The organism is Bacillus sp. SLBN-46 (assembly GCF_031453555.1).
GTDB lineage: Bacteria > Bacillota > Bacilli > Bacillales > Cytobacillaceae > Neobacillus.
This window is the reverse complement of record NZ_JAVIZM010000001.1, coordinates 3217204-3230010: the sequence shown is the minus strand read 5'-3', so window position 1 is coordinate 3230010 and position 12807 is coordinate 3217204. Positions and strand designations below refer to the sequence as shown.

General features: G+C 40.8%; 14 protein-coding genes. All 14 read left to right on the top strand.

What is annotated here, in order from left to right:
- The first annotated feature begins 33 nt into the window (after nt 1–33).
- The 14 genes from QFZ87_RS16555 to QFZ87_RS16490 all read left to right on the top strand — a co-directional run bounded on the left by QFZ87_RS16555 (nt 34) and on the right by QFZ87_RS16490 (nt 12806).
- A complete protein-coding gene (locus tag QFZ87_RS16555; RefSeq protein WP_309863541.1) occupies nt 34–645 on the top strand; it encodes a TetR/AcrR family transcriptional regulator in 612 nt (203 codons plus the stop codon).
- 320 nt (nt 646–965) lie between these two features.
- Nucleotides 966–1109: a YrzI family small protein gene (locus QFZ87_RS16550; protein ID WP_308079578.1), complete on the top strand. Its 144-nt coding sequence runs from the start codon at nt 966–968 to the stop codon at nt 1107–1109.
- Nucleotides 1110–1165: 56 nt separating this feature from the next.
- Nucleotides 1166–1666 (top strand): hypothetical protein, encoded by a 501-nt coding sequence (locus QFZ87_RS16545; RefSeq protein ID WP_309863539.1) that lies wholly within the window; start codon nt 1166–1168, stop codon nt 1664–1666.
- A gap of 58 nt (nt 1667–1724) precedes the next feature.
- Nucleotides 1725–1910 carry a hypothetical protein gene (locus tag QFZ87_RS16540; RefSeq protein WP_309863536.1) on the top strand — a complete coding sequence of 62 codons (186 nt, stop codon included), beginning with the start codon at nt 1725–1727 and terminating at the stop codon, nt 1908–1910.
- A gap of 279 nt (nt 1911–2189) precedes the next feature.
- On the top strand, nt 2190–2345 hold the full coding sequence (locus tag QFZ87_RS16535) for a YezD family protein (RefSeq protein WP_308084189.1): 156 nt from the start codon (nt 2190–2192) through the stop codon (nt 2343–2345).
- A 119-nt stretch (nt 2346–2464) separates the two neighbouring features.
- Nucleotides 2465–3181, top strand: coding sequence for a phosphoadenylyl-sulfate reductase (locus tag QFZ87_RS16530; protein ID WP_309867926.1), 717 nt, complete (start codon nt 2465–2467; stop codon nt 3179–3181).
- Between the two features lie 14 nt (nt 3182–3195).
- Nucleotides 3196–4263, top strand: coding sequence for a sulfate permease (locus QFZ87_RS16525; RefSeq protein ID WP_309863533.1), 1068 nt, complete (start codon nt 3196–3198; stop codon nt 4261–4263).
- Nucleotides 4264–4347: 84 nt separating this feature from the next.
- Nucleotides 4348–5496, top strand: a complete 1149-nt coding sequence (sat, locus tag QFZ87_RS16520; protein WP_309863528.1) for a sulfate adenylyltransferase — start codon at nt 4348–4350, stop codon at nt 5494–5496.
- 12 nt (nt 5497–5508) lie between these two features.
- Entirely contained in the window at nt 5509–6108 is a 600-nt protein-coding gene (gene cysC, locus QFZ87_RS16515; protein ID WP_309863526.1) for an adenylyl-sulfate kinase, read from the top strand.
- A 27-nt stretch (nt 6109–6135) separates the two neighbouring features.
- Nucleotides 6136–6912 carry a uroporphyrinogen-III C-methyltransferase gene (gene cobA / locus QFZ87_RS16510; protein ID WP_309863523.1) on the top strand — a complete coding sequence of 259 codons (777 nt, stop codon included), beginning with the start codon at nt 6136–6138 and terminating at the stop codon, nt 6910–6912.
- Nucleotides 6913–7354: 442 nt separating this feature from the next.
- Complete coding sequence (locus tag QFZ87_RS16505) at nt 7355–8140, top strand: sirohydrochlorin chelatase (RefSeq protein WP_309863520.1); 786 nt, start codon at nt 7355–7357, stop codon at nt 8138–8140.
- A 139-nt stretch (nt 8141–8279) separates the two neighbouring features.
- Complete coding sequence (locus tag QFZ87_RS16500; protein ID WP_309863518.1) at nt 8280–10106, top strand: assimilatory sulfite reductase (NADPH) flavoprotein subunit; 1827 nt, start codon at nt 8280–8282, stop codon at nt 10104–10106.
- Nucleotides 10107–10131: 25 nt separating this feature from the next.
- Entirely contained in the window at nt 10132–11850 is a 1719-nt protein-coding gene (gene cysI, locus QFZ87_RS16495; RefSeq protein WP_309863515.1) for an assimilatory sulfite reductase (NADPH) hemoprotein subunit, read from the top strand.
- A gap of 278 nt (nt 11851–12128) precedes the next feature.
- The gene (locus tag QFZ87_RS16490) at nt 12129–12806 is read left to right on the top strand and encodes a TerC family protein (RefSeq protein ID WP_396133930.1); all 678 of its coding nucleotides are present in this window, start codon (nt 12129–12131) and stop codon (nt 12804–12806) included.
- The last annotated feature ends 1 nt before the right edge of the window (nt 12807 follow it).

The following is a 12807-nucleotide window of genomic DNA, read 5'->3' as shown; positions in this document are numbered from 1 at the left end:
TTCATTTAATTTTTTTAGAACGGAGGTAAATAAATGCCGCCAATTGTTTCAGACTCACATAAAGAGAAGAAAAAGAAGGAGATTCTGGCAAGTGCGCTAGTTTGTTTTGCAAAGAAGGGGTTCCAAGTGGCTACCATCGATGATATTGTGGGGCATTCAGGGATAAGCAAAGGGGCAATTTATAACTATTTTAAAAGTAAAGATGAGATATACTTAGAATTAATGAGTACAGACACAAAAGAAACGTATGAAAGTCTAGTGAAGGATCTTGAAACTTACGATAGTGCCATTGAAAAAATCGATTTTTTATTTAACTTATATTTATTGGTTGACTTTTCTGATAAAGAAATTAAGGGGAAATTTATCGTTCATGATGAATTTAAGCTCCATGCCTCAAGGCACCCTGAATTAGCAGAAAAATTAACGGACCGTAGAAACCAGTATTTTGTCGACCTGCTTGCTGGGATTATCAAAGAGGGCCAAGAATCAGGCGAAATCAAGAAAAACCTTCACCCAGAAGTAATGGCAGACTTATTTTGGTCGATGATTAATGGAGTTACAGTACAGTCTGTTTATACAGATTACCCTTTTAAACAAGTCTTAACTGAAATGAAACAAATGTTTCTAGAAAAAATAAAAGCATAAAATTGGAAAAAACAAGAAACCATTCTTGTCTTTTCTTCGTCTAAAGCTATGGAATCCATCATGGGGTTCTAAAATTCAATAAAAATGAATAGTGAAAATATTTTTCAATTGTAGGTGTATTAAATTGACAATTATTCAAAAAGGTAAATATAATAAAGTAAACTGACTGGTCGTTTTAAATATGCGACCAAAGACTGAAAAATAAATAGGTCTAAGATTGTAGGGAACTTTCGCCTTGAGGATGATTAAGTTTTTCCTAAGTTTTTCTATACTAAGGACATCAAATAAAAGAATACACTTAAGAGTGAAGGAGTGGTAAAATGACCATCAATATTTTATTCCTTTCGATAACCATAAAAAAACGGACGCTCAGTCTACAAGAAGCTTGTCATCAAGAAGAAGTTGAAAAGCTCTACGACAAAAATAGAGATCAACAAATTTCCATGCATCGTTTTTTTAGATAGATTTTTACAAATAAGTTTGGTTTGAATGACCAAATTTCGATCGAGGTGAGAATCACATGAAAAAATCGGTCAGTCTCAACCTTGAATGTTGGATGTGGGAATTAGTTGAGCAGATAGAGACCAATAGATCTAAGTTTTTTAGGGATTTACTCCTAGAAAAGATTAAGTTCGAACTGATTAATGAAAAATTAATGACTGAAACAGATACCGTTTCTGAACTGTTAGGTGAGGTATACTTAAACATCATCCAATACAAGCGCAAATTAATGACAGCTACTACAGACCGAAAACCAATAAGAAGTTTAAGTATGAAGAATGTTTCGGAAGATTTAAGAAAAAAAGCAATCAGTATTCATATGGAGAGTTGGTTATGGAACATAGCCGCTAAAATAGCCCCAAATCGTTCGGTCCTTTTTAAAGACTTACTTTTACAAAAAATGAAAAAGGACTTACTCATCGCGGGAATGGTAAAAGAAAATGTGATTATTGGTCAAGAACATGCGGAACAAGTTGTTAATCTCGCGGCAGCAAGAAAGATTAATAAGAAGGTTAGTTAATATAAATGTATAGTTCGAAAGGATTAACCAACACTACCTCTTAAAGGATGGTGTTATTATGAACAAGGAAGAAAAGATGTTACCACAAGAACTCAATAATAAGGTGAAAGAAGATACGGCTAGTAAAACGGCCAACAATGTAGAAGCAAACTTGGAAGATAATGATATTCAGGCAGAAAGCTCGATTATTGTTGGGAAAGGCGATCCAAATCTTTCTCCAGATGCAGGGAAACCATTGCTTTAATCACCTAGGCCCATTCACCCTTAATTTCAAAGGTAAAACTAGTCATAAAGACATTGATAATAGGCGTCCAAAACGGTGTAATATCGGATTTGGACGCTTATTTTTTTGTCGCTTTTGACTTTAATTACAAGATGTAAAAAGGTGCAAAAATTAATATACAAAAAATTAAATTTTTTCATTTACATAAAACCTATAGGTATGGTAGGATTAATTTCAATAAATTATAAAATTATTAAATAAATAAAATCTTCCTGGATTGATAAAAGGGGGGCGAACCAACTGAAAGAAAATGAAAAGGAAGAACTCTTCGCTCAGCTTGAGAAAATGCTCGAAACCTTACAATTTGGTTCAATTACACTAGTTGTCCAGGATGGCAAGATTGTGCAACTTGAAAAAATTGAAAAGGTCCGTATCCAATCAAATAAAAATCGCTGACTAGACAAACTAGAGGCGGTCTCCACTATTACTTAAAAGGAGACCGCCTTTTTCTATTGAAAAAGGCGGAGCAAAAAAGAATCAACTTATTTTTACGAATGAAAAGGAGGCCTGTAGCGATGACGACTACAGTAACTTATCAAAATTGGCGTGAAATATCAGATACATTTTCATATGAGGATGAAACCAAAGGAGCGCGTTCCGTTTTAGAGTGGGCATACAGCAGCTATCCTGAACAAGAACTTGTGTATGCATCAAGCTTTGGAGCAGAAGCCATCGTGTTAATTGACTTAATCCAACAAATTAAGCCCGATGCACATATTGTTTTTTTAGATACAGGTTTACACTTTCCCGAAACCTATGAAGTCATTGACAAGATAGAAGCCCGATTTCCTAGCTTGAAAATTGAGCGAAAACTCCCAAACCTTACGCTTGATGAACAAGCAGCACAATATGGATCAGCCTTATGGAAACGTGATTCCGGCCAATGCTGCAATATTCGGAAGGTCATTCCGTTACGAGAAACATTAACAGCAAAGCAAGCATGGATATCGGGGCTTCGCAGAGAGCAATCACCAACAAGAGCAACTACAGAGTTTATCAATAAGGATGACAAATTTCAAAATATCAAAATCTGTCCCTTAATCCATTGGACCTGGGAGGAAGTTTGGAGCTACATCAAAGAAAAAGACTTACCATACAACACCCTACATGATCATGGATATCCAAGTATCGGATGCTTTCCATGTACACAGCCGACTGGGACGGATGGAGATTCACGTGCTGGCCGCTGGGCGGGAAGCAGCAAGACTGAGTGTGGATTACACACGAAATAGGGAGGGCATATCATTTGCTCACAATCATTGCCATTTCAATCGGATTATTTTTCGCAATTAATATAGGAGCTAGCGGGGCTGCCGCTTCGATGGGAATTGCCTACGGAGCTGGAGTAGTTAAAAAGAGGCTGGCATTACTGCTTTGTGCCCTTGCAGTGTTCTTTGGCGCATGGCTTGGCGGTGGTGAAGTGGTCAAAATGATTGGCAGCGGAATTGTTCCGAATAGTACATTTACGGTTCCAATTGCCTTAATCGTTCTAGCATCAGCTGCCTTGTCATTGTTTTTAGCCAATATATTTGGCATACCACTTTCTACAAGTGAAGTGGCCGTTGGTTCAGTGGTCGGTGCTGGGATTGTTTATCAATCCGTATTCGTGAGTCATCTTGTCTGGATTATGTTGTTTTGGCTCCTGACTCCATTTGTTGCCTTTATTATCGCCATTATTGCTTCTTACGTGTTGAAAATTAAACAGCTGAAAAAATGGCTGGAAGCATCCAAAGCAGTTCCCGTTTTATCTGTCCTTGTGTTAATCATGGGTATGTTTGAGGCCTTTTCTGCAGGGATGAACAATGTGGCGAATGCGGTTGGCCCCCTTGTAGGTGCCAACATCCTTTCAACAGGGGATGGTATTCTCTGGGGTGGCATCTTCGTCGCTCTTGGAGCCTTGCTATTAGGTCATCGGGTTCTTGAAACAAATGGAAAAAAAATCACCACACTCAGACTGGAAGAAGGCTGCGTTATCTCTGGTACTGGTGCAACAATTGTGACGATTGCATCAGTGTTTGGTATCCCTGTGCCACTTACGCAAATTACGACCTCTTCCATTATTGGAATTGGCTTTGCGAAACACGGTAAAGCCGTACTAAAAAAAGATATTGTGGTTCAACTGCTTACAGTCTGGATCGTTTCACCTGTTTTATCAATGGTCCTTTCGTACACGCTGATTCAGTTACTCATTGAACATAATTTTTATCCAATAATCGCCATGGGGGGTGCGTTAATTTCTGTGTTTGGGGTTCTGTCATTAATGAAAAAACAGAAAACTACTATTCCCGTAAGACAAGAAGTTGCTAAAGACTAAGCATTTTTCATTAGAATCTTAGTTTAATAAATAAAAAAAATTGTAGCCGACAAAACGGTTAACTAAAGAAAGGATTTGATTTTGTTGTCATTTTTACCAAAACCGCATGGAGGAAAATTAATCCAAGCATACAACCCAAATTTAGATCTATCACTTATTGAAAAAGAACTAGAAATTGATGCTATTGCCTTGAGTGACCTCGAGTTAATAGGTGTTGGACTATTCAGCCCGCTTACTGGGTTCCTTGGAAAAGCAGATTATGAATCAGTCGTTTCAAGCATGCGCCTAGCTGACAATACGATTTGGTCTATTCCTGTCACACTACCTGTTTCCACTGAAACGGCTGCCACATTAAAGGTAGGCGAGGAAATAAAGTTGATTTTTAACAATGAGGTTTATGGAGTCATTAAGGTATCTGAATGGTATGAACCGGACTTAGATAAAGAAGCACTAAAGGTATATAAAACACTTGAACTAGCTCACCCAGGTGTGAGACGTCTTTATGAAAGAGGTCCCGTTTACGTAGCAGGGGAAGTAACACTCATTAAAAAACCGGAAAAGGGCGTTTTCACAGATGTATGGTTGGAGCCCATAGAAACGCGGGCCTTGTTTGAAGAAAAAGGCTGGAAAACAGTGGTCGGCTTCCAAACAAGAAATCCGATCCATCGCGCACATGAATACATCCAAAAGGCAGCACTAGAGACGGTCGATGGACTCTTCGTCAATCCATTAGTTGGGGAAACAAAATCTGACGACATTCCTGCAGAAGTTCGTTTAAAAAGCTATCGTGTGTTACTAGAAAACTACTACCCTACTGAACGGGTTCAGCTAGGTGTGTATCCGGCAGCGATGCGTTACGCAGGACCACGTGAGGCCATTTTTCATGCCATTGCCCGTAAAAACTTTGGTTGCACACACTTCATCGTCGGACGCGATCATGCAGGTGTAGGCAATTATTATGGAACCTACGATGCACAGCTGATTTTTAGTGAATTTGAAGAAGGAGAACTTGGCATTAAACCACTGTTCTTTGAACATAGTTTTTATTGCAACAAATGTGAAGGTATGGCTTCAGATAAAACATGCCCACACAGCAACGAAGACCGTGTCATTCTTTCAGGAACAAAGGTGAGAGAAATGCTACGCGCAGGGACACTTCCACCATCAACATTCAGTCGGAAAGAAGTAGTAGAAGTGTTGATTGAAGGAATGAAAGAAACGACGACGGTCTAAGGAGGCAGAACAATGACTAAAACAACAAATATTACATGGCATGCAGCAACAATTACGAAGGAAGACCGCCGCTTGAAAAAGGGACATGGCAGCTGTGTTCTATGGTTTACGGGACTCTCAGGTTCTGGGAAATCGACCATTGCCAATGCCGTATCTAGCGAATTGTTTCGACAAGGTATAACGGAATACGTTTTGGACGGTGATAATATCCGCCATGGTTTAAATAAAGACCTTGGCTTTTCCGACCATGATCGGACCGAAAATATTAGGAGAATTGGAGAAGTAGCGAAATTGTTTGTAGACAGTGGAGCCCTGGTGACGACTGCGTTTATTTCTCCCTTCCGTTCGGACCGTGATCAGGTTCGCGAGCTGTTTCAAGAAGGTGAGTTTATTGAGGTTTTTATCGATTGCCCTCTTGAAGAATGTGAAAGACGTGACCCTAAACAGTTATATGTGAAGGCTCGACGTGGTGAAATTAAAGATTTTACAGGGATCAACTCACCATATGAGGCGCCGGAACGTCCAGAAATCACGGTTAGGTCCGATCAATTAACGGTCGAAGAAGCAGTAAAACAAATATTTGGATATTTGCAGGATAAGAACATTATTTAACTGGTAATATAGAAAGGATGAATAGCCGTGGTTGGAAAGGTGTATTTAGTGGGTGCGGGTCCAGGTGATCCAGAATTAATTACAGTAAAAGGATTAAGGTACCTGCAGCAAGCAGATGTCATCCTTTATGACCGGCTGGTAAATCCTGAACTTTTAAAGCATTCAAAAAAAGAAGCCCAACTGGTATACTGTGGTAAACTTCCACATTACCATACAATGAAGCAAGAAACGATCAATCATTTTTTAGTGAAATATGCGAAAAAGGGTCTTCAGGTCGTTCGTTTAAAGGGAGGGGATCCCTTTGTGTTCGGCCGTGGGGGAGAAGAAGCCGAGGAATGCTTGAGGAATGAAGTTCCCTTTGAAGTTGTTCCAGGAATCACGGCAGGCATTGCGGCTTCGGCTTATGCCGGCATTCCTGTCACCCATCGTTTTTTGAGTAGAAGTTTTGCCTTTATTACTGGTCATCAAGCAGGGGACCTAGCGGCGGAGCACCAGTGGTCACACCTGGCAAAAGGGGTTGATACCCTTTGTGTCTATATGGGAGTGTCACACCTATCGACGATTATTAATCAATTAATACAACACGGAAAATCTCCTCAGACACCAATCGCTCTGATCCAATGGGGAACATTAAGTGACCAAAGAACGGTTGTTGGAACACTTGAAACGATTGAGGAACGGGTGAAGTCAGCAGGTGTTTCAAATCCGAGCATGATTGTAATTGGAGAGGTTGTTCGTCTTCATAAGGAGCTAAATTGGTTCCATGAAGAAATAATTCCTAGTTTACCAATACGGCATGGATAATCTTAGTCACGTAGAAGCAGCCTATGAGCCCGAGCAAAGGGAAAAAATGAGGAAACGGTCGCGTAGAAGGCGTCTATGAGCCCGAACAGAGGAAAAGAAAGAGGAAACGGTCGCGTAGAAGGCGTCTATGAGCCCGAATAGAGGAAAAGAAAGAGGAAACGGTTGCGTAGAAGGCGTCTATGAGCTCGAATAGAGGAAAAGAAAGAGGAAACGGTCGCGTAGAAGGCGTCTATGAGCTCGAATAGAGGAAAAGAAAGAGGAAACGGTCGCGTAGAAGGCGTCTATGAGCCCGAATAGAGGAAAAGAAAGAGATACGGGATGTAAAATAAGCTGAAATAAAGTATTCCTATTGGGCTTGTAGTAGTTTAAAATAAATAATAGTAATCCTATTGGATTTAATAATTGGTGGAAAACGATTTTTTAAAATAGTTTGAGTTATTGAGTGGTCGAAAGATTTCGATCCCTAAAAGAGAGGAATTCTATGAAAGCAATACTTTACATTGGTCATGGGACACGCTCAAAAAAAGGAGCGGAGGAAGCGAACGATTTTATCCAAAGGGTAATGAAGAGAGTGGATATTCCAATTCAGGAAATCAGTTTTCTTGAACTGACTCCTCCTTTGATTGAGGAAGGCTTTCAGCGTTGTGTGGAAAGGGGAGCGACAGAAATTACTGTCGTCCCTTTGTTCCTTTTAGCGGCAGGACATATAAAGCAGGATATTCCAGAGGCACTTTCTTCATTGAAGGTCAAATACCCACATATTGAGGTAAATGTGAAGGATCCTTTCGGTGTCCAGGGGATGATTCTGGATGGAATAGCAGAGCTGGTTCATTCTACGGCCGGCGACATAGGACCGGAAGACCGATTATTGATTGTTGGAAGGGGTAGCAGTGATCCTGTTGTTCACGATGATTTTGCAAGGATTGCTAAGGGAATCCGTGAGCGGCTGGGAATCAGGCATGTGTCTGTTTGTTATATGGCTGCAGCCGAACCAAGGTTGAGTGAAGGGTTAGAGATGATTACAGAAGGTGCGGCTGGCCGTGTGCTGGTTGTCCCATATTTATTATTCTCAGGGCTGCTTACCGCTGAAGTGAATCACGAGGTTCGAAAGCGGCAAAAGGAAGGTCAGCAAATCCTTCATACGGGTCCTTTAAGTGGTCATCAGGTGATTGAGGACATTGTTGTAAGAAGAGCAACAGGAAAACAAGGTTTGCCCGAAGGACTATAATTGATAGTTCCCGGGCACTATTAAAAGCTCAATCAACAACCTGTGCAAATTAAAGTAGAAGATTCATAGTTAACTAACATAAAAGAATCATGAACGTACAAAAAAACAAAAAGATTATTCCTTAGTGAGGTGGATATCGTTGCAACTTCAGGTAATCAACAGTCCGTTTAATCAGGAGCAGGCAGAACTACTTAACCGCCTTTTGCCAACCTTAACAGACGCACAAAAAGTTTGGCTGAGCGGCTATCTTGCTGCATCCCCATTTACTGTTCTTGGAGCAGCCAATAACCAGGGGGCAGTCCTTCCTGTCCAAAGCAGTGATTCAAAAGTGACAAAAGAAATAACAATCCTTTATGGTTCACAAACGGGCAATGCTCGGGGACTAGCAAAGAAAACGGGCAAAACATTAGAGGAAAAAGGGTTCCAAGTAACCGTCTCTTCTATGAGTGATTTTAAAACAAATAATTTAAAGAAAGTCCAAAACCTTCTTATTATAGTAAGTACCCATGGTGAAGGTGAGCCACCTGATAGTGCACTTACATTCCATGAGTTTTTACACAGCAAACGAGCACCAAAGCTGACGGATCTTCATTTCTCAGTGCTAGCACTTGGCGACAGCTCATATGAATTCTTCTGTCAAACAGGAAAAGAATTCGATTCTCGCCTCGAAGAACTAGGCGGCACACGCCTATATCCACGCTTCGACTGCGATGTGGATTATAATGAGCCAGCATCTGAATGGCTCGAAGGAATCCTCGGCAGCTTAAGTACCGAACTAGAAGGAACTTCTGCTACAAGCGCAAGTCCAGTAGCGGCAGCAGCTCAATCTACTGAATCCGAGTACTCTAGAAGCAATCCATTTAAAGCCGAAGTACTTGAAAATATCAACCTCAATGGACGTGGTTCCAATAAAGAAACACGTCACCTTGAACTATCACTCGAAGGCTCAGGACTGACCTTTGAACCGGGTGATAGTCTAGGAATCTATCCGGAGAACGATTCTGCTCTTGTTGAACAACTCCTTGCTGAATTGCCATGGAGTGCGGAAGAAACAGTGATCGTTAACAAACAGGGAGACGCTCTATCCCTACAAAAAGCGCTCACTTCTTATTTTGAGATTACCGTTTTATCAAAACCGTTCCTGGAAAAAGTAGCAAAGCTTTCAAAAAATGAGGAGCTACAAGACCTGCTTTCACCGGGTAACGAGGAAAAAATGAAAGCCTATATCCATGGGCGTGACCTGCTTGATTTGGTTCATGACTTTGGTCCTTGGGGAGGATCGGCACAAGAATTTATTTCGGTCCTTCGTAAAATCCCTGCCCGTCTTTACTCGATTGCAAGCAGCTTAGCAGCCAACCCGGATGAAGTCCATTTAACAATCGGTGCTGTACGCTATGATGCCCATGGTCGTGAAAGAAAGGGCGTTTGCTCCATTTTAACAGCTGAACGCTTGCAACCTGGAGATACACTACCTGTATTTATACAGCAAAACGAAAACTTTAAGCTGCCAACAAACCCTGAAACGCCAATTATCATGGTTGGACCTGGTACTGGAGTAGCTCCATTCCGTTCGTTCATTCAGGAACGAGAAGAAACAGGTGCAGAAGGGAAATCATGGCTGTTTTTCGGAGATCAGCATTTTGTAACAGATTTCCTTTACCAAACCGAATGGCAAAAATGGTTAAAAGAAGGCGTCCTGACAAAAGTAGATGTAGCCTTTTCACGTGATATAGATGAGAAAGTGTATGTTCAACACCGCATGCTTGAGCAAAGCAAAGAATTATTTGAGTGGCTACAAGAAGGCGCACACCTATATATTTGCGGTGATGAGAAACACATGGCACATGACGTCCATCACACACTTCTTTCAATTATTGAAAAAGAAGGCAATATGAGCCGTGAACAAGCAGAAGCCTATCTTGCCGAGATGCAGCAGCAAAAACGATACCAACGGGATGTATATTGATGGGATGGAAAGGAGTTATTTCAACATGGTGAACAAAATTTTAAAAGCACCGGATGGCCCGCCGAGTGATGTTGAGGGCATCAAAGAACGAAGCAACTATTTGCGTGGTACATTAAAAGAAGTCATGGGCGACAGGATCAGCGCCGGCATTCCTGAGGATGACAACCGTCTCATGAAGCATCATGGTAGCTACCTTCAAGATGACCGTGATCTTCGCAATGAAAGACAAAAACAAAAACTTGAGCCAGCGTATCAGTTCATGCTACGTGTTCGATTACCTGGTGGGGTGGCTGCTCCAGCCCAGTGGCTGGTCATGGATGAACTTGCGGATAAATACGGAAATGGCACGTTGAAACTGACAACACGTGAGACGTTCCAAATGCACGGGATTTTAAAATGGAATATGAAAAAGACGATTCAGGAAATACATGCTTCGCTTTTAGACACCATTGCCGCTTGTGGGGATGTCAATCGTAACGTCATGTGTGCCTCAAACCCATATCAGTCTGAGATTCATGCAGAAGTCTATGAATGGTCCAAAAAATTAAGTGATGACCTCTTGCCACGTACAAGAGCCTATCATGAAGTTTGGCTGGACGAAGAAAAAGTAGCTGGCACACCAGATGTGGAGGAAGTAGAACCGATGTATGGTCCGCTTTATTTGCCACGGAAATTTAAAATCGGGATTGCGGTTCCACCATCCAATGATATCGATGTTTTTTCACAAGACCTTGGATTCATTGCCATTGTGGAAGATGGAAAGCTAATCGGATTCAATGTAGCAATTGGCGGCGGTATGGGTATGAGTCATGGTGATACAGCAACCTACCCGCAGCTTGCGAAGGTTATCGGCTTCTGTAAGCCAGACCAGTTGTATGAAGTGGCGGAAAAAACAATTACCATTCAACGTGACTATGGAAACCGTTCTGTTCGGAAAAATGCACGCTTTAAATATACGATTGACCGATTAGGATTAGAAACAGTAAAGACGGAATTAGAAAATCGCCTCGGCTGGAAATTAGATGAAGCTAAATCCTATCATTTTGACCATAACGGAGATCGTTACGGCTGGGTGAAAGGCATACAGGGGAAGTGGAATCTAACCTTATTTATCGAAGGTGGACGCGTCGCAGATTTTGCGGACTATAAGCTAAAAACGGCCCTTCGTGAAATTGCAAAGATCCATACAGGGGATTTCCATTTAACACCGAATCAAAATGTCATTATCGCAAATGTATCTAGTCAGAAAAAGAAACAAATCAATGCTTTAATTGAACAATACGGGTTGACGGATGGAAGCCGCTTTTCAGCTCTCCGCCGCAATTCAATGGCATGTGTAGCACTTCCAACCTGCGGATTGGCGATGGCGGAAGCGGAACGTTACTTACCGAAGCTAATTGATAAAATTGAGGCCATCGTGGATGAAAACGGCCTACGTAACGAAGAAATCACCATTCGTATGACAGGTTGTCCAAATGGCTGTGCCCGACATGCACTTGGTGAAATTGGCTTCATCGGTAAAGCGCCAGGTAAATACAATATGTATTTAGGGGCAGCACACGACGGCAGCCGTCTAAGCAAAATGTACCGGGAAAATATTGGTGAAGAGGAAATCTTGAAGGAACTAAACGTGGTTCTTTCCCGCTATGCAAAAGAACGCAACGAAGGGGAGCACTTCGGGGATTTCACCATTCGTGCAGGAATCGTCAAGGCAACAACAGATGGAACGAATTTTCACGAATAAAAATAGACAGGACAACAATACGGGTTCGGTTCCCTATCCAAACATTAAATAGTTAATTAAAAGAGTGTCAAATTTTATAATATTTGACACTCTTTTTTATTTGGTAATAAGGGGATGGAATTTTTAGTAACTGGTTCAGTTTATTCAGATTCCTACTTGAGGTTCATTTTCAACTTCAATTATGGCAAGTCCGTGCGGAACTGAAGGATTTAAAAATAGTTCCGGTCTTTTTTAAACCTCAAATTAATATAATGACTTAGTTAGCTTATCCACAAGAGGTGAATAATTTGGAGATTTTTGGTTTGTCTTTTGCGGTTCTTTTGGAGGTTATTTTAATCAATATTGTTTTAAGTGGGGATAACGCAGTGGTAATCGCAATGGCATCACGGAATGTTCCAAAGAGGCAACAAAAGAAAGCCATCTTTTGGGGAACAGTTGGAGCTATTATTTTACGCTTACTATTTGCAATAGCAATTGTTTACCTACTAGACTTACCTTTTGTAACTTTTGTAGGTGGTCTTCTTCTAGTGTATATTGCCATCAAACTTCTATTAGGTGATGATGAAAATTATCATAGAGAAGGGGGTTCAAGTTTCATTTCCGCTGTAAAAACAATTATTATTGCTGATGCTATCATGTCTCTTGATAATGTCCTAGCTATCGCTGGTGCGGTTGAAGGTAATATAGCTGGTATCATTATTGGAGTCATAGTTAGTATTCCTCTAGTTGTTTTTGGTAGTCAATTAATATTAAAAGCAATGGAAAAGTACCCATTAATCTCTTATGTTGGTGCTGGAATATTAGCGTGGACAGCGGGTGAAATGATGGTAGCAGAACCAAAATTCGAGTATATTCTTACACCTGATTTACATTTATTGATTCCTACTGCAATTACAGTTCTTGTCATTGGTTTAGGATATTTAACTAATAAGATAAAAACAGCTAAAGAAAGTTAAG

Excerpts from the sequence above, each read along its gene's own strand:
- QFZ87_RS16540 (WP_309863536.1), top strand. The coding sequence starts at position 1,725 with ATGAACAAGGAAGAAAAGATGTTACCACAAGAACTCAATAATAAGGTG.
- QFZ87_RS16530 (WP_309867926.1), top strand. The coding sequence starts at position 2,465 with ATGACGACTACAGTAACTTATCAAAATTGGCGTGAAATATCAGATACA.
- QFZ87_RS16545 (WP_309863539.1), top strand. The coding sequence starts at position 1,166 with ATGAAAAAATCGGTCAGTCTCAACCTTGAATGTTGGATGTGGGAATTA.
- cysI (WP_309863515.1), top strand. The coding sequence starts at position 10,132 with ATGGTGAACAAAATTTTAAAAGCACCGGATGGCCCGCCGAGTGATGTT.
- QFZ87_RS16550 (WP_308079578.1), top strand. The coding sequence starts at position 966 with ATGACCATCAATATTTTATTCCTTTCGATAACCATAAAAAAACGGACG.
- cysC (WP_309863526.1), top strand. The coding sequence starts at position 5,509 with ATGACTAAAACAACAAATATTACATGGCATGCAGCAACAATTACGAAG.
- QFZ87_RS16555 (WP_309863541.1), top strand. The coding sequence starts at position 34 with ATGCCGCCAATTGTTTCAGACTCACATAAAGAGAAGAAAAAGAAGGAG.